General features: G+C 31.5%; 17 protein-coding genes and 5 pseudogenes. 13 read left to right on the top strand and 9 right to left on the bottom strand.

Annotated features, from left to right (window positions below):
• Nucleotides 1-27 precede the first annotated feature (27 nt).
• The 3 genes from ACZDYH_RS18105 to ACZDYH_RS18095 all read right to left on the bottom strand — a co-directional run bounded on the left by ACZDYH_RS18105 (nt 28) and on the right by ACZDYH_RS18095 (nt 1,472).
• Entirely contained in the window at nt 28-378 is a 351-nt protein-coding gene (locus ACZDYH_RS18105) for a hypothetical protein (protein WP_087947821.1), read from the bottom strand.
• 231 nt (nt 379-609) lie between these two features.
• Entirely contained in the window at nt 610-1,035 is a 426-nt protein-coding gene (locus ACZDYH_RS18100; RefSeq protein ID WP_065705094.1) for a thioredoxin family protein, read from the bottom strand.
• Nucleotides 1,032-1,472: a disulfide oxidoreductase gene (locus tag ACZDYH_RS18095; RefSeq protein ID WP_001084323.1), complete on the bottom strand. Its 441-nt coding sequence runs from the start codon at nt 1,470-1,472 to the stop codon at nt 1,032-1,034. The genes ACZDYH_RS18100 and ACZDYH_RS18095 overlap by 4 nt, the downstream gene beginning before the upstream one ends.
• Nucleotides 1,473-1,674: 202 nt before the next feature.
• On the opposite strand from ACZDYH_RS18095, the pseudogene ACZDYH_RS18090 reads away from it, so the two are divergent.
• The 3 genes and pseudogenes from ACZDYH_RS18090 to ACZDYH_RS18080 all read left to right on the top strand — a co-directional run.
• Nucleotides 1,675-1,752: pseudogene (locus ACZDYH_RS18090) on the top strand (IS6 family transposase); the annotation flags it as partial.
• 76 nt (nt 1,753-1,828) lie between these two features.
• Nucleotides 1,829-2,396: pseudogene (locus ACZDYH_RS18085) on the top strand (imm11 family protein).
• A gap of 316 nt (nt 2,397-2,712) precedes the next feature.
• On the top strand, nt 2,713-4,131 hold the full coding sequence (locus tag ACZDYH_RS18080; protein ID WP_434715063.1) for an S-layer homology domain-containing protein: 1,419 nt from the start codon (nt 2,713-2,715) through the stop codon (nt 4,129-4,131).
• Between the two features lie 135 nt (nt 4,132-4,266).
• Here the strand turns inward: ACZDYH_RS18080 and ACZDYH_RS18075 are convergent, their stop codons facing one another.
• Complete coding sequence (locus ACZDYH_RS18075; RefSeq protein WP_102957111.1) at nt 4,267-4,821, bottom strand: helix-turn-helix domain-containing protein; 555 nt, start codon at nt 4,819-4,821, stop codon at nt 4,267-4,269.
• Nucleotides 4,822-4,952: 131 nt separating this feature from the next.
• On the opposite strand from ACZDYH_RS18075, the gene ACZDYH_RS18070 reads away from it, so the two are divergent.
• From ACZDYH_RS18070 to ACZDYH_RS18060, 3 genes are all read left to right on the top strand, one after another.
• Complete coding sequence (locus tag ACZDYH_RS18070) at nt 4,953-5,123, top strand: serine dehydratase (RefSeq protein WP_308411606.1); 171 nt, start codon at nt 4,953-4,955, stop codon at nt 5,121-5,123.
• A 321-nt stretch (nt 5,124-5,444) separates the two neighbouring features.
• Nucleotides 5,445-5,948, top strand: coding sequence for a DUF3902 family protein (locus ACZDYH_RS18065; RefSeq protein WP_000833537.1), 504 nt, complete (start codon nt 5,445-5,447; stop codon nt 5,946-5,948).
• A gap of 46 nt (nt 5,949-5,994) precedes the next feature.
• The gene (locus ACZDYH_RS18060) at nt 5,995-6,816 is read left to right on the top strand and encodes a peptidoglycan-N-acetylglucosamine deacetylase (RefSeq protein ID WP_474886848.1); all 822 of its coding nucleotides are present in this window, start codon (nt 5,995-5,997) and stop codon (nt 6,814-6,816) included.
• 301 nt (nt 6,817-7,117) lie between these two features.
• Here the strand turns inward: ACZDYH_RS18060 and ACZDYH_RS18055 are convergent, their stop codons facing one another.
• Complete coding sequence (locus ACZDYH_RS18055) at nt 7,118-7,687, bottom strand: TetR/AcrR family transcriptional regulator (RefSeq protein WP_474886846.1); 570 nt, start codon at nt 7,685-7,687, stop codon at nt 7,118-7,120.
• Between the two features lie 402 nt (nt 7,688-8,089).
• Between ACZDYH_RS18055 and asnB the strand changes: the two genes are divergently transcribed.
• Nucleotides 8,090-9,916, top strand: a complete 1,827-nt coding sequence (asnB, locus tag ACZDYH_RS18050) for an asparagine synthase (glutamine-hydrolyzing) (protein WP_474886844.1) — start codon at nt 8,090-8,092, stop codon at nt 9,914-9,916.
• Between the two features lie 180 nt (nt 9,917-10,096).
• Here asnB and ACZDYH_RS18045 read toward each other — a convergent pair whose 3' ends face one another.
• Together ACZDYH_RS18045 and ACZDYH_RS18040 are read right to left on the bottom strand one after the other, a co-directional pair.
• Nucleotides 10,097-10,990, bottom strand: a complete 894-nt coding sequence (locus ACZDYH_RS18045; RefSeq protein WP_098472632.1) for a helix-turn-helix domain-containing protein — start codon at nt 10,988-10,990, stop codon at nt 10,097-10,099.
• Nucleotides 10,991-11,645: 655 nt separating this feature from the next.
• Nucleotides 11,646-11,708: pseudogene (locus ACZDYH_RS18040) on the bottom strand (YjcZ family sporulation protein); the annotation flags it as partial.
• Between the two features lie 10 nt (nt 11,709-11,718).
• On the opposite strand from ACZDYH_RS18040, the pseudogene ACZDYH_RS18035 reads away from it, so the two are divergent.
• Nucleotides 11,719-11,949 (top strand): annotated as a pseudogene (locus ACZDYH_RS18035) (TasA family protein); the annotation flags it as partial.
• Nucleotides 11,950-12,238: 289 nt separating this feature from the next.
• On the opposite strand, the gene ACZDYH_RS18030 reads toward ACZDYH_RS18035, so the two are convergent.
• Entirely contained in the window at nt 12,239-12,406 is a 168-nt protein-coding gene (locus ACZDYH_RS18030) for a hypothetical protein (RefSeq protein ID WP_172851996.1), read from the bottom strand.
• Complete coding sequence (locus tag ACZDYH_RS18025; protein WP_033690531.1) at nt 12,403-12,891, bottom strand: hypothetical protein; 489 nt, start codon at nt 12,889-12,891, stop codon at nt 12,403-12,405. The genes ACZDYH_RS18030 and ACZDYH_RS18025 overlap by 4 nt, the downstream gene beginning before the upstream one ends.
• 472 nt (nt 12,892-13,363) lie before the next feature.
• Here ACZDYH_RS18025 and tnpB point away from each other — a divergent pair, with 472 nt between their 5' ends.
• The 5 genes and pseudogenes from tnpB (at nt 13,364) to ACZDYH_RS18000 (ending at nt 17,447) form a co-directional block, all read left to right on the top strand.
• Entirely contained in the window at nt 13,364-14,482 is a 1,119-nt protein-coding gene (tnpB, locus tag ACZDYH_RS18020) for an IS200/IS605 family element RNA-guided endonuclease TnpB (RefSeq protein WP_064532425.1), read from the top strand.
• A 76-nt stretch (nt 14,483-14,558) separates the two neighbouring features.
• Nucleotides 14,559-14,887: pseudogene (locus ACZDYH_RS18015) on the top strand (hypothetical protein).
• A gap of 284 nt (nt 14,888-15,171) precedes the next feature.
• Nucleotides 15,172-15,390 carry a hypothetical protein gene (locus ACZDYH_RS18010; RefSeq protein ID WP_000240397.1) on the top strand — a complete coding sequence of 73 codons (219 nt, stop codon included), beginning with the start codon at nt 15,172-15,174 and terminating at the stop codon, nt 15,388-15,390.
• Between the two features lie 372 nt (nt 15,391-15,762).
• Complete coding sequence (locus ACZDYH_RS18005) at nt 15,763-16,455, top strand: response regulator transcription factor (RefSeq protein WP_000277462.1); 693 nt, start codon at nt 15,763-15,765, stop codon at nt 16,453-16,455.
• Complete coding sequence (locus ACZDYH_RS18000) at nt 16,452-17,447, top strand: sensor histidine kinase (protein WP_434715056.1); 996 nt, start codon at nt 16,452-16,454, stop codon at nt 17,445-17,447. Before ACZDYH_RS18005 ends, ACZDYH_RS18000 begins: the two co-directional genes overlap by 4 nt.
• Nucleotides 17,448-17,531 lie beyond the last annotated feature (84 nt).

The raw sequence follows: 17,531 nt of genomic DNA, 5'->3' as shown, positions 1-17,531 counted from the left end.
ATTAGGCTGTTTTCTTTTATTTCCAAATTAAAAATTACAATATCCAACAACTGGACTAGACGATCCTGTTTTAATGAAATAATCAGGAGCATAGCCATAGCTAACACCGCCACCATAGCCATTATCATCTACATAATCCCAAACCTTACTTCCCATATAAGATTCGCCATTCACATAGCAATATAACCAAAGTTGAGTCCCATCTGGGATATTCGATTGAGTTCGTGCACCATTTATTGTTGGAGTTGTACGGAGATCTAGGCCAGAACCAGTTTTTTGTACCGGATAAAAAGCAGCTTCCGTTACTGATTGACTTGCAAATAAAATTGAACCTGCTACTGCTACTGAAGCAATTGATAATGCAACTTTTTTAAACATGTGTTACCTCCTAATAAATTATATTTTATTGCAAATGGGGAATCCCCCTCATACCTATCAAGTAAAAATTTCTCTTTATTTAAGATTGGTAAATATGAGGGAGATTCCTCTACTCTCTTATAAATTAGTAGAATGTATGTTGACAAATATGAGATAAAGTTAATGCCTACATCTTTATAAATGCTAAAGCTATAATTTAGAAAAACATAATCTTAGGTAAAATCAAAGTTCTCATTTATTATTTTTAAACCATGTTTGAAATGTTTGTAGAGATTGCTCCCCTAAGATTCGATTTACTTCTTTTCCATCCTTATAAGAAATAATTGTCGGCGTTCCTTTTATTTGGAACATATCCCACCCTTGTTTATACTCTTCCAGATTAAGAACTTGCATATTAATTTTCATATTTTCTGCCATAGGAACTACAATTGGAGAAACCCTTAAACAATGTGGACATGTTGTTTTATAGAAATAAACTATTTTTTCTTTATGATTTGATAGATCCTCTTGCAATTGTTCGGGGGTAATTTGATTCTTATAATAATTTACTTGCTCTGTACCTGTAGTTTTTTCATTTTTTGTTTCTTTATTTGTCAGAATAATAACTAATGCAAATATTGATAAAATAGCAATAATAAAAATTAGCATTTTTTTCATATACTGTTTCGCTCCTTGCTTAATTTCATTAGAGTAAAGCTACAAATGATAATAATAAGAAAGGCTAATAGGGCAAGAAAGGGTATTGTAATAAAACCAAACCCGTCTAAATAATCTTCTGTACAGGAAATTCTTCCACATGATTCTGCATTTTCCAATGAAAAAGGAATTATTTGAAGTAAATAATGATATGTTGCTATACATGCACCAACAATAGAGAAAATTAAACTGTAAATGCCAATTTTATAATCTTTTCGTATAATTGCTGTTCCTAATAATAAAACCAGTGGGTACATGAGGATACGTTGATACCAGCATAATGTACAGGGTTCATATTTCATTATTTCAGAAAGATATAAACTTCCGAGGGTTGCAACAAAAGAAACAGACCATGCACTGAATAATATGTAATCTAGTTTTTTTTCAATACTATTCATGAATTTTACCTTTCCTATTTAAGACATGGAAATTATTTTAAAGATTAATAATCTTGGAGGATAGAATGTAAAAAGTAAGATTTAATAGAATAATTAGCTCAAGGATTATTATAAAATACGCTCCGTTTTTTTGTATTGAGAAAATTCTGAACTTAAAATCGGATGAACGAAGATAAATTGATTCTGGTGCAAAGTTTTCTAAATAAGATACTTTAAAGGAAATCAATTTAAACAAGATATTATTTTGGTAGCCGTCGGCTACTATTGTCGCTTTTATTTAATAGAAGGTAATTTACGATTAAATGAACTCAAGAAATAAATATAAAAATAAATGGTAATAATAAAGGGGAATAAGCATGAAAATATGGGTATTAAAGAGTGTATTAGATAACTATGAGTCTTTCCAGTTATTAAATTTTGAAGAAGACCACAAAAAATATATTGATGGAAAAATAAATTCGATAACTCATTTAACAAATTCATGGGGAAATATATATATAGTGTATTGAAGGAGATATTCATAGTGATTTCCCTAAATTTTGGGGAGGAACTGGTACACCAATGATTAGTGAAAAAGCCAAGCAAGTACTTGAACCTTTAATAGGTGATAATGTTGAATTTTTACCACTCTTACGCAATTCAACTAGTGAGGTATATTACTTGGTCCACGTGTTGAATGTACTAGATGCAATTGATGGAGATAAAGCAATCTTTAAAAAACTGATTACAGGCCTTATAGTAGGTTGTGAAAAGTTCGCATTTGATTTTAATATAGTTCAAAATGAAATGATTGTTAAAGTTTACATAAATGGAAAAATTCATCCGACGGTTGTCTTTATTTCAGACGAGTTGAAGGCTCTTATTGAACAAAGTGTAAAAGGTTTTGAATTTATTGAAGTATGGGATTCGGAAGAGGGGGCCTAAATAATCTAATAAGATGCTCCTATATCTAATAGAGTAAAAAATAATTAAATTCAAGAAACTTACACTATCGAAAAGAAATTTAACTATTAAATCTACCATATGCATAAGTCGATTATAAGATCAGGGAAATTTAAATATATGTAAATATTCTACATTTTTGTAAAAGACATTCATTGACACTTGTGTATATAAGTAACTATACTCGTTACATCAAATTGAATGCATGATAATACGATTTCATTATTATTACAAACATGTAAATATAAAAATAGAAAATCTCAATTTGATAAATACAATGGTAGAGGTGTTTATTTTAATGAAGCACAAATTAATTGCAACAGGTATTCTTGCAGGAGCTATATTATCCTATTCTTCTAATATTTTAGCAGATACTCATAAATTCCCTGATGTTCCTACATGGGCTGATAAATCCGTTAACTATTTAGTTGATAAACAGGTATTAAATGGTTATCCAGATGGAACTTTTGGTTCAAATGACTCATTAGACAGAGCTTCGGCTACAAAAATTATGACAAAAGTTTTAGGGATACAAATTGATCTTAATGCAAAACCATCTTTTACAGATTCACAAAACCACTGGGCAACTCCTTATATTGCTGCTGCTGAAAAAGCTGGGATTGTTAAAGGTGAAGGGAATGGAATCTTTAATCCATCTGGAAAAGTAACTCGCGCTGCTATGGCTACGATGCTAGTAAATGCATATAAACTACAAAGCACAGCAAATCATAACGAGCAGGTTAGATTTGAAGATTTAAAAGGTCATTGGGGAGAAAAATATGCCAATATTTTAATAGATTTAAAAATTTCTAATGGTACCGAGAACGGTTGGCAACCAAATAGATTTATAACACGTGCTGAAGCTGCTCAACTTACTGCAAAAACAGATATGTTACAACAAAATTTAAACGATGAAAAAGAGGTTATTACTGCCACCTCATATGAAGATTTAAATTTAACAGTGGCTTCGAAAATTACAGCTCAAGAGATTGATAGTTTTATTGCGAAATATCACTCGGATAGTCCTTTAGTTGGACATGGGCAAGATTTTATTAATGCGCAAAATCAATATGGCGTGAGTGCTCATTATTTAGCAGCACATGCGATTTTAGAATCTGGATACGGAAAATCAGAAATCGCATATCAAAAACATAATCTATTCGGTCTACGTGCATATGATGGAGATCCGTTTAAATATGCGAAATATTTACCAAGCTATGGCGATAGCATTGCTTATAACGCTAATTATGTACGAGAAAGATATTTAGAAGAAAGTGGTATGTATTATAACGGCCCAACATTAACTGGCATGAATGTGAAATATGCATCAGATAAAGGCTGGGCTAAGAAAATTGCGGGTATTATGGAACGTATTAAACCGTTTCATGTAGAAGACTATACATATGCAAAAAAATTACCAAAGAATCCTGAAACATTAGATGTCGACGCGTTATCTAATGAAATTCCATATAAAATGTATGCAGACGGTTCAAGCTCAAATGTTGTATCATCAGCTACTTACTATCAGGTACCTTATCCATTTAATTTAAAAATTAAAAGTAGACCAGATGTAGCTGTCGAGGAGAATGAAGTTGGTACAGTAACTCCTGGAACAACCATCTTTATTTATCGTGAAGATCCGAATGGATGGGTAGAATTCTCTTTTGAAGCTAATGGAGAAAAATATTGGACATTAAAAAATAAATTAAGTATGTAATTAAAAAGATCTATTTCACTAGTTTTAATCTCATATAATTGAGAGACAAGTTTTTTAATTTCTTAAAATAAAGTTATGTATACAAGAAAAGTTAGAGAATTATTTTCTCTAACTTTTCTTCGCTAGTATTTGAAATTAAAAAGATGGTGGAGTTACTCCAAATATAACAGTGACTTTGTTTAAAGAAGTGTTTTCCCATTTATGCTTTGCATAAGGTGGGATTTTAACACTATCACCTGTATTGAGACGTAAAACCTCATCATTTAGATATAGTTTCACTTGTCCTTCCATAATAAATGCTATTTCTTCCCCTTTATGTGCCACAGGATCCATAGATGAAGCAGTTTGAGGTAACAGATTCATTAAAGCTAATTCTAGTGCTCCATCTAAATTAGGAGATAATAGCTCATACGAAACATTGCCGCTTTCAGGAAAAGTTATTTTTTTCCTTTGGTTAGCTCTTACAACTAATTCTTCTGTATTTGTATCCTCTAAGAAAAAATTAAACAATGGAATATTTAATCCTACAGAAATTAATTTTAGTGTTTGTAATGAAGGGTTTGTGATTCCTTTTTCAATCTGACTTAACATGGAAGGTGTTATATCAGCTAACTCTGCTAAACGCTTACTGGTTAATCCGGCACCTTTTCTAAATACCATAATTTTGTGGCCAACATTAATATTGTTCATATATGTAATCCCCTTTAAATAAGTAAATAAAATTAAATTATAATTAATTTTATTTACTTATACTTAATATATTGTTAATATATACTTAATTATAATAAATTATGATTAATTTTAAAACATCATATGTACATATGGCAGCAGCTGCGAAAAAGTGGGAAAAAGATTTACTTAGAAACAAAGGGGCTACTATTTTTGAATATACAGCAGGCTATAGTAAAGCAGTAGAAGAAGGAAGGATACAAGTTAATAAGAATCAAATGTGCTATGTTATTGACGATGAAAAATCAAAGCATTTATTTTAAGGTTATGCAGTAGCTGCTACTCGTCTAAATAGTAGATATACAAATAAAATTTGGTGAATCTTACCCACTATTTGTATATCTACCATGTGGAGTAGAATTTGGTGGTGTTTCGTTCGGTTTAAAAATTATTGTAGGGGATCATGTACATGTATTTTTTGCTGGGTCAACTTATTCTCCGTTATGCTATGAAGTATGATGACCGGATTATATGATGGGATTTCCATACAAGATTTTTAATGAAAAGAATTCTAATAAGTAAAGGGCAACTTAAGAGTAAACATCAATGCTGCATTATAAAATTTTAAAGGAAGTGAAAATAGTATGAAATCAGCTTTAAATAGCATTATGATCTCCTCGATTTTTGCAGTAGGGGGGATCCTTTCGCTTTTGTTTAATTTAATGGGGGATCAAGATTGGATTTGGAATTGGGTAGGGCTATTACTGGCATATCTATCTTTGGGCATTTTAATCGGTTTATATAATAAAACTGTGGATCACAAAACATTTCCTAAAATACTAAAAAGAACTTTGTTTATTTCCTTTAATGTTACTATATTAGGGATAATAATAGGGGTAACATACCAACTATTAGGAAAGTGGAATCTTACTATAATGATGTATTATTGGTTGATAATTTTATTACTACATTTAATTACTATAATAACATTAGTCATCCTAGTATTTGAAAACCGTAATAGTAAAAATTATAGCTTACTATATAGTTTTATTATACTTTTAAACATTGTCCTTACCTTAGGACCAGTATTATTTCCAGTAGTTCTAACTATTATAGGAAATGCCATGAACGCTAGTGCAGGGCACTAATTTTCACCTATACAGATTATTATTAAGATAGAAAGAAGATTATAATATGAAAATTAAGCTTAAGAAAAAGAGAATTATCAGTGTATTGTTGGCTATTACTCTAGTAGCAATAGGGTATTACATGTTTCAATCTATTACGAATCCTAAGCTGGTAAATGCGGAAGAGGCAAATAGTGTTCAACAAGTGAGCAGTCTACCTAAAAATGAATTGAAAAAATCGATACCTAATCGTTTTGATGGTAAAGAAAGAAAAGTTGCATATTTAACTTTTGATGATGGACCAGGAAAATATACAGCTAATCTATTAGATGTACTAAAGAAAAATGATGTGAAAGCAACATTCTTTTTAATTGGCGATAATGTGAAAAGGTTCCCAGATTTAGTGAAACGAGAGCATGTAGAAAACCATTATGTGGGCATGCATAGTATGACACATGATTTTAAAAAGTTATACACCAATCAGGAATATGTTAAGGAAATGAAAGAAGATCAATCTTTAATTAGAAACGTTATTGGAAACACACCGAAATTAACACGTCCGCCATATGGATCAATGCCTGGTTTAAATGAATCACTTCGAAATGAAGTGGTAGGAAATAATTTGAAAGTATGGGATTGGACAATTGATTCTTTAGATTGGAAATACAATAAATTACCCGTTGATGTAGCAGTTGCAAAGATTGTTCAAAATGTCTTAGCAGGTGCGACGTCTTCAAAGGAAATTGTTTTAATGCACGATATTCATCCACAATCTGTCGCGGCAGTTCCAGCAATTATAAAAGGATTAAAAGAAAAAGGGTATGAATTTGAAGCTTATGATGAGAACAATCATTTTCCAATAAACTTCTGGCATGATAATCGTATATAAAGAGATATATTAGTTAAAAGAAAATCAGAATGGAATAAGCAATTCATATAGGGTTTAAATATTTGTAAGAGCGTGTTTATATAGATGAAAACACGCTCTTTTTACTGAACTATTTTATTGTAGATTTAAGTATAGGCTTTCTAATTTTAGAAAAATTTATATGATTTTTTCATTCATTCCTACATAAGCGTTGGATATTTCGCATGTTTGTCTAGAGTGGAAAGAACTCATAACAAACCGTCATTATTCACGTTCTTCTTCATATAATTGCACCGCACTTATTTTTTGTATGTTGTTAAAACTAGTTTTTAAGAAGCATATGTTTTAGCAACTGCAGAAATTCTGTATCACTTTTATCATCTTTTATATAATCCTGTTCGTAGTTAAAAATCATTCGTACTAACATAAAAGCTGTAAGCGGTAATGGTACCTTATGCAAAGCTCCTTGCTGATAACCTTTTTCGAGCAAATTACTTATCATGTTAATTGCCTCTTCTTCAGATTGTTTAAAACAAGTTGTAATTTCAGGTGAATGGTACTCTTTATATTCTTGAAAGAGTGTAGAAACAAACGGATCTTGATGATATTCTAGGCTGATATAATAAAGAATTTTTTGTATTCGAAGTAAAACATCTTTTTCTTCTTTATATAAATTAAATAATTGTGAGCGTTTAAGCTGAATATGACGCATATAGCAGTCGCATAATATTTCAGTTTTATCTGTATAGTAATAATAAATAGTACCTTTACCAACTTTAGCTGTCTTTGCAATTTCATCAACTGTTGTGTTACGGACACCACGCGTAGAGAACAGTATTGTGGCAGATTGAATGATTTTCATCTTTTTATTTTCTTTTTCTAATTTGATCATTGTCTACACCCTATCCTTGAAATATTTAGCGAAGTTTTCTTTCATTACATTCTCTATCATTCTACTTGTCATTTTTTTAAGCTTAATAGAAAGTCCCCTAGTTGCTTCTTATAGAATAACATACACCATTCTTATTTCTAGTATATAACTATAATAGAATGCAACTTTATAACCTAGGGATAAAGTTGAAAGTTTGAGGTAATAATTTTTTAATCGGACGTTGAGAATTTAAGTGAAAGGGGACTGTGATTTCTTTCTAGATTGAATTATTTGATTTTTTATTCAATTCATTTTATTATATAAACATGACTAAAAGGTGTTTTTAGTCGGATTTTTTTACGGAAAACCGACTGATATTTGTTTTTAGTCGGTTTCTATACTATTTGAGAGAAGGTAGACACTATGTGTGGAATTGCAGGGTGGATAGACTGGTCTAAAGACCTGTCTCATGAACAAGAAACGTTAAAAAAAATGACAGATGCTATCATTCACCGAGGACCTGACGCAGAGGGACATTGGTTTTCAAAACGAGCGGCATTAGGTCATCGACGTCTCATCGTCATTGATCCTGAAGGTGGCCTTCAACCTATGCTGTATAAAGATGGAAATGATACGATTGGCCTTACGTTCAATGGAGAAATTTATAACTATCAAGAATTACGTAAAGAACTTGAGGAGAAAGGTCATGAATTTCAGACCAAGTCAGATACAGAGGTATTACTACATGCTTACTTAGAGTGGCAAGAAGATTGTGTTCAACACTTAAATGGGATTTTTGCTTTTGGTATTTGGGATGAAAGATTTGGGAAATTGATGCTTGGTCGTGACCATCTAGGCGTGAAGCCTTTATTTTTCGCTCAAAGGGGAAGCGCAATTCTCTTTGGTTCAGAGTTAAAAGTTTTACTTTCGCATCCACTTGTAGATGCTGAGGTAGATAAAGAAGGACTTTCTGAAATATTCTGCCTTGGACCAACACGTACTCCTGGTCATGCTATTTTCAAGGATATACATGAAGTGCGTGCTGGCCATTATATGACGTTTACCTCTAATGGCTGGACTACGACACAGTATTGGAAACTTGAAAGTAAAAAACATGTAGATGATATTGATACAACAGTCGAGACAATCCGCTCCATTTTACAAGATACGGTTAAACGTCAGTTAATTGCTGATAAACCAGTGGTATCTATGCTTTCCGGAGGTTTAGATTCCAGTGGTTTAACAGGTTTAGCAGGAAATGAATTTGGGAAAAAAGGGGAACGCCTTCATACATATTCCCTGAATTTCATCAATGATGAAAAAGACTTTGAGCAAGACTTCCTTCGTTTTGATCGTGATGAACCTTGGGTGAAACGTGTGGCTGAATATGTAGGAACAAAGCATCATTCTATAGAGTTAGGATCAGATAGTTTAATAGAGTATTTATTAACTCCAATGCGAGCGCGTGATCTACCTGGAGTTGGAGAACTAGAAACGTCTCTTTATTTGCTATTTAAGGAAATGAAGAAAGACGCAACAGTTGCACTTTCAGGCGAATCTGCAGATGAAGTATTCTCAGGATATCCATGGTTCCATCAAGAGAAGTTTCTAGATGCAGAGATATTCCCTTGGAGTGTTAATTTATGGTATAGTACAGAAATTTTATCAGAGGATTTTAAAGCGAAGATTAGCCCTGAAAAATATCAAAAACAAAAATTTGAAGATGCGGTTGCTGAGGTTCCCTTTTTAGAAGGTGAAAGTGATCTGCAAATGAAGCAACGTCAAATGTCTTACATGTTTATTACACGTTTCTTGCCATTTATGCTAGAACGAAAAGATCGCACAAGTATGATGAATGGCTTTGAAGTACGAGTTCCATTTTGCGATTACCGGCTTGTAGAATACTTATGGAATGTCCCATTCGAAATGAAAAGCATAGACAATATTGAAAAAGGTATTTTACGTCGAGCTTTTGAAAATGTACTTCCAGAAGATGTACGTTATCGCAAAAAAAGTGCATATCCAAGCACAAAGGATGCCTCTTATCTACAAGGTATTAGTGATTGGATGTTACATGTGTTGAACAATCCTGAATCACCTATTTTGCCATTAATTAATGTAGAAAGAGTTCGTGCTATTGCAGAAGGAAAAGACGAAGTAATTTCAGGTAATGATGCAAGAGGTATAATAGATTATTTACTTCAAGTTAATAGTTGGCTTCAGGAATATAATATTAAATTAGTATGGTAGATGTAATTTTCAAATAAAGAGAATAGCTGAAACATTAATGACCTAAGTAAACCGCATTTCCAATGGATTAGATAGTTATCTAATAATTGGAGATGCGGTTTTATAAAAAATAATAATATGTTTATAAATGTAAAACCTACGGAAACTTTTCCTGTGGTTTTTTTAGTAGTTTTTACGAAATTATGAGTGTTTTTTATTTTGTATTTCAATAAGTTCATCTTGTACCATTTCTATATAATATTCTTTTTCTGTTAGTTCAAATATAAATAATGCTTTTTTCCAGTTATAAACAACATCTTCTACATTGTGTTGTTTAATCTTTAATAAACACTGACCTTTTAAATAGAATAGTTCACCTAATAGGTATAAAGTATTTAGATTAATTGCTAATTTGATGCCCCTATCAATGTATTTTATTGCCTCTTCATGTTGATATGTGAAGTCTAAACATTTTGCTAAATTGAAAATGATTTTTAATTTAATTTCTTTATCTCTAGGAAGATCTAACTTGTTAAAATTAGTTAAACATCTTTTTAATATCGTAATACTTTTTTCATATTCTTTGTTTTCTCCATGAAATATAGCCATTGTTTGCATAATATGTATTTCTCTTTCTGATAAAAAATCAGAATTGGTTAAAGTTAGTTTTAATGCATGATTTAAAAGAGTTAAAGCAGTTTTTGTTGATCTATTTACCTCAAATATAGCGATTGCTTCATGCCATATTAGAAATTGTTTCTCTTCTTTTGTTTGAAAATTATTTAAGTTTTTCTCTTTTTTTACTATTTCATAAAGTTCTTTATATTGTTTTTGCTTTAAGCAATCTTTTATTACGTATTTTACATTTTCTGTATATTTTAATCTTTTGTTTTGAGTTAGTGCAAATATATGATTCGGATCAATGCCAAGTCTTTCTGATAATTGATATAACAATATGCTAGATGGATAAATCACACCTTTTTCGATCTTGCTAATTTGACTTTGTGAACAAATTCCATGACACAATTCGGATTGTGATATGTTTTTTTTTATTCTAAGTTCTTTAATGGTAATACCCAAATCGTTAAATTCCATTTTTTCACCTACTATTTAGCACTGTATTAGTATAAGAGCTTTCTCTAACTTTTAATGTAATGTAAAATTAATATATTTACAATTATTATTTGTTTTAAAGGAATTACCGTTTCCATAGGATGGTGAGGCTTTTATTATGTACAAAAAAAGACACCCTAAGGTGCCTTCCTCCGACTTGAACCACGTTCATTTAGTATAAACTTATCCGTATTATCCCTTTGTTATACGTGTAAACACACCCTATAAAACAGAATCGTCTATATACACCAGATTGTTAGTTTACAAAGTACAAGAGATTTGAGATCAGTATTAGAGTGACGCGACACCTTCCATAATGATTGGTATGTTACGCCTTTCAAAAGAATCTGCTTTATAGAATGTATCCACGTTTATTATTTTACTATATATAAAATTCATTCGGTGTATTTTTTCCAGATATGTATAATTGCATAAAGTTGATGGGAAAATCAGAGTATAATTTGGATTGTGTAATAAAGATAAGGCCCACCTACGGAAATAGGTGGGTTTTTGTTGGGTATTACTATCTCATTGCACACAAGGGAATTTCTATTAAAATCATAGCATATTTTTATAGCTCTTATATTGAGAAATAAAGAAAAGACACCCAAATAAGAGTGTCTTTTCCCTTAGTATTTTAGCAGAAGCAACTGCATCCAATAATGATTAAAAGTATAAAGAGTACAACGAGTAAAGCAAAAACGTACTATTCTACATTATCTAAATTAAAGGTAGCTACGCAAAATGGAAGTATTCCTGACCTTGTAAAGAAAGGTATTTTAGATCGAGAAGGAAATGGATTTACTCCAGGTGATGATGATACATTTTATGTAATGTTCACATTCGTAGATAGCGGTGAAGGCCAAAATATATTTCAGGGAGATGCATTGAAATTAAATTGGACGTTTAATTCCATACAAGCAAGCGGTGAAGAAAAGTAAGTGTAATAATTTGTATACTCTATGTTTAAAATTGTAACAAGAAGCATAAGATGGCCGTTTTGATCAACTTATTCCTTTTTAGTTTGCGGTCAACGTATGCTTCTAATATGTATACAACAAAAATAACAACTAGCGCCTCGTAAGAGGTGCTAGTTGACATGAAATTCGTTATTGATACTGAAAAAGGATCTTTTTTTTTAAAAAAATTTGGTCCATTTCTATATTAAGTGTAGTTTTTTCTATACTTAATTAATTTTATATACTGAAATAAAATATTTGTTAAATTTTTTTATCTACCACCAAATCCAGGTTGCATAGGGGCAACTTGGGGGAACATGACCCCACCAGCACCACCACCAGGTGAAAGTTGAGAAGCTGCAACTGGCGCTAATCCAAGACTAACATTTCCACCAACTACATTAGGGAATACAATCACCATCAATTTAATATTTTTCAAGTTTCCCAAAAACTGAAATAATTACTAAAGTCTTTATAAGGAAATAGAAAGCTTTTTAATTCTTGACTAATATCTTCTAGATTCCCATATATATTATCTACTGCTAAATTAATGTCCTCATTAAAATTATATAGCTGTTCATCTACATAACTGAATCCCTCACAGCAATCATTATGTATCAAATTAGATATAAATGGTTTTATTTTCAATACATTTTCTTCATTTAGGATAAATTTATCCCATAACAGCCCCAGTATTATTTTTACGGGTAATTTTTTATCATACGTTCCTTTTACGTTTTTTAATTTAGGTACGATGTCAACCAACTTATCATTACTAGATAGAGAAACTTCTATAATTTCAATAGAAGGGCTATCTAATGCTTCAATTGTCTGATCAGCCCAATCAATTATTTCAGTTTTTGAAAATAAACCAATTTGTAACCCTATACTCAGAACCTCAGCTATTATTTTTATATTATCGATATATAAAACTCCTTAGATTTTCTGATAATTATACATCGCAGTAACTTGAATTTTAAAAGGTTGTTGCTAGTATGCAGTAACTAAAGGGATTTTTAAACCTAGGATATCTCCACATTGTTAGCAAGCTAAAAAACAAAATCTCTCCTAAAACGAAAAAAAGATGAACGAAATAATAAAAAAGGCTCATTTCTATTTCTTTTTTAGATTCTATTCCTTAGTAAAAGAACTTAGTAGATGAAAAGGTTAGATTGCAGAATTAATTGGGTGATAAGTACAGTAACTTTGAATCTCTTGAACAAATAGTTCTAATTTATCATTTTAGCCAAGAAGACTCCTTCCTCAAGGAGCGTGAAGGGTCATAGTCCAGGAGATGAATTGGCTTGTTCGACATACAGAAAGTATTACTCCACTAACTATCGAATGTACGTTTGGTGTATAATAGTCATATACCGAAATGGAGGTGAATTAAATAATGATGAATAAAGCCTATAAGTTTCGTATCTATCCAAATCAAGCACAAGCAATTCTAATCAACAAAACGATTGGGTGTTCTCGCTTTGTATTCAATCATTTCCTAGCCTTATGGGATCACGCATATAAAGAGACAGGAAAAGGCTTGACCTATGGTATATGCTCTGCCAAACTACCTGCCATGAAGAAAGAGCTGGTTTGGCTAAAAGAAGTGGATAGTATTGCGATTCAGTCGTCTGTTCGCAACCTTGCGGATGCCTATACGCGCTTTTTCAAAAAACAAAACAGCGCACCGCGCTTTAAATCTAAGAAGAACAACGTACAATCTTATACCACAAAACAAACAAATGAAAACATTGCCGTTGTAGGGAACAAAATAAAGTTGCCGAAACTAGGCCTTGTTCGATTTGCCAAAAGTCGCGAAGTAGAGGGGCGTATTGTAAATGCTACGGTTAGACGGAACCCTTCTGGTAGATATTTTGTGTCACTATTAGTTGAAACAGAAGTACAAGAACTTCCGAAAACAAGTTCTTACATTGGAATAGATGTAGGACTAAAAGATTTCGCTATTTTGTCAGATGGAACACACTATGAAAATCCGAAGTTTTTCCGATCATTAGAAGATAAGTTGGCGAAAGCACAGCGTGTTCTTTCTAGAAGAATGAAAGGATCTTCTCGCTGGAATAAACAACGAGTAAAGGTAGCTAGAATTCATGAATACATATCAAATACTAGAAAAGATTACTTGGACAAAATTTCAACTGAAATCATCAAAAACCACGATGTTATCGGTATAGAGGATTTGCAAGTATCGAATATGTTAAAGAATCATAAGTTAGCAAAAGCAATTAGTGAGGTATCTTGGTCGCAATTTCGATCCATGTTAGAATACAAAGCAAAATGGTATGGCAAACAAGTCATTGTCGTATCGAAAACATTTGCTTCCAGCCAATTATGTTCTTGTTGTGGATATCAAAATAAAGACGTTAAAAATCTAAACCTACGTGAATGGGACTGTCCTTCTTGTCGTACAAACCATGATAGGGATATTAACGCAAGTATCAATCTAAAGAATGAAGCGATAAAGCTTCTAACCGCAAGGACTGCGGGGTTAGCCTAATCAATTAAAGTTCGATAGAACTCTTTACTTAGGAATCCCTCACTTCTAAACGAAGTGAAAGTGGGGGTAGTTCAAAATAAGAGGAGCATATCTACACCGTCCATTTTTAGAATGGGCTGTTTCATTAGCTATTATAATTTTTTATATGATATTCTTTTTTATTAAATCTATTTTGACTGGTATTTATGAAACAAATATTAATAATAAAGAACAATTAAACGAAAAAATGAGTAATACCTTTATTTTTTGTTTTGTCGCAATAGGTGCTACTACATACAAATATTACTTCCCTGAAGATTTGGTTGGTTAGCAGTAATAGCAAGATTTATTATACTTTTCGCTTTCCTATTTGGTATTCAATATCTTATTACAGTATTAGCATGGAAGAAATCAAATAAAATTTAATAAGTATAGACAAAAAAGCTTATCTTTTAGCACTTAATGATAAGCTTTTTATTATTTTTTCATCTTTTTTCGTTTGGGTGTACAATGAATTTCTTAGCTTGATAGCGATGGGATAGAACCACATCGCCACCAAGCGGAAAATTTATAGTACCCCAGGACAAAAATTCGTGCTAACTTGTAACAAAAAAATGTGAAATTGCCCATAGATAACTATCTTATAGTAATTACATAAACTACTGTGTGATATAATAATATAAAGATATTACATTTAAAGGGGATTCAAATTGGTTAAAAACTTACCTTTACTAATAGTGATTTTACTACTTGGTATAAGTTCTTCTACGTTAAGTACGAATGGATACTTTTCTCCAGTTATAGAAGGGTCTTTAATGATTATAAGTATTATTTTAAACATTACTGCAGTGATAGGTTTATCACTACACGTTCTTGTATACCAACCTATAAAGAGATTTGAAACAAATTTAAAAGAGACTTTCAAATAAAATAATTATATTTGAGGTAACACGACATCGCTATCGAGCTAAAAAATGTATCCATAAAAAGAAAAAATACGCTATTCTTTCTGTAGAATCATAGGAAAGGATGGCGTTTTTTATTTTAGGGTGTATTTTGTTCTGTTAGCTTGATGTGGCGGTACTCCATGCACATCAAGCTAAGAAAAACAAATACCCCCAAAACGAAATTTTCTGCTAACTTGTATTAAAAAAGCCCATTTTTGGTGCTATAAAACCTTTAAGTTGATGGACATTTGGTGCCAGCCCATATAGTATAAGACTGCCCTCATTTTGAGCAAAAGCAATAATGGTTTAAAATTAAGGTATGAGACAAAGTTAATAAATAAATCGGAGGATGAAATGTATAAATTATTGATTGTTGAAGATGAAATGAATATAGCATATACGCTAAAAAACCATCTTAAAAAATATGGATATCATTGCCTCGTTGTAGAAGATTTTCAAAAGGTATTAGAAATTTTTCAAGACTTTCAACCCCACCTTGTCATAATGGATGTTACCCTTCCTGCTTTTGATGGTTATTATTGGTCCCGTAAAATAAGACAAATATCAAATTGTCCTATTGTGATTCTCTCTGCTCGTATGAGTGAGGCAGATCAAGTGTATGGCATTGAAAATGGGGCGGATGATTTCATTACTAAGCCTTTTTTATTAGGAGTGATACTTGCAAAAATTAATGGACAAATTCGTCGTATATATGGCGAATATGCAAGAAATGTACAGGGGAAAATTATAAAAATAGGAAATACAGCTTTAAACCTGGATACTGTACGATTATGCACACCTAATCAGGAGGAGCTATTAACAATAAAAGAACTCCAGCTATGTACAATGTTCTTTGAAGCGTATCCTAATGTTGTAACAAGACAGCAACTACTTACAGCCATTTGGGATGAGGAAGAATTTGTTGAGGAAAATACCTTAACAGTAAATATTGCAAGAGTACGAAAGAAATTAGAAGCCATTCATTCTACTTTAGAAATTAAAACTATACGAGGAATTGGCTATCAATTAACGGAGAAACTCACATGAAGTTATTTTTAAAAGACCATATGAGCTTTATTATTTTGTATATCATTACATTTATTAGCTTACCAATTATGATTCATCGATTAGATGGTTTTGAAAATCATTATACCTATTTTATATTTCTAGCCTTCTCTCTATTAATCATACTACTTTTTTGTCGTTACTTACGCCGTAAAAAAATGTATGCACATATTGAGAACAAGAACATCCATACGGACAGTCTTATGATTTATCAGCCAATAGCTTCATACGAAAAAGCATACGCATCTCAGTTGCAATATATTCAATCCTTATTTCTATCAAAAGAAGAGGAATATAAGAGTTCTTTACATAATCAGCAATTAATGATTTCTCATGCTGTTCATCAAATGAAAACGCCACTTTCTGTCATTCAACTGCTTATACAATCTAATCAGTTTAAGGAACCAAATTCCCTTGCAGAATGGCAAAAAGTAAAAGTTGAGTGCGATAAACTAAACTTCTCTTTAAATCAGTTACTAACGTATAGTCGCTCTACTAAATTATTAGCAGATTTAAAAATAGAACCAATTCCGTTAAAACATATTGTGCAGGAAGTTATTAATGATTTAAGGGATTATTTTATTGAGGAAGAAATCTTTCCTAAGAGCACTATACCTGAGCAGATATTTCTCTATTCAGATCGTAAATGGCTAAAGGTTGTGGTTTACCAGTTATTAAGTAACGCTGTTAAATATGGAGAAAAATACTCATCCATTATAATCCACTATGAAAATGGGCAGTTACTTATTAGAAATAAAGGAGAAACGATACCTGAAAGTGAAATAAAACGTGTTTTTGAATTATTTTACACGGGAACGAAAGGACGTACAAAAGGAGAAGCAACTGGTATCGGTCTCTATTTAGTAAAAAGTATTCTTACTACATTAAATCATCCATACCATCTATATTCTAAAGATAATGAAACAATATTTACAATAGACCTCTCAAGAAGTATAGAAACGGCTACCAAATAAGGTAGCCGTTTTGAATGTGACAATTTTGTCATATTGCTGTCACGTTGAAAGATGTTAAGAAGTAAAAGGCCCATCTATAATCAA

Source organism: Bacillus sp. EB V-12 (assembly GCF_056158125.1).
The sequence above is the reverse complement of the archived record's forward strand: the minus strand, read 5'-3'. Positions and strand labels throughout refer to the sequence as shown.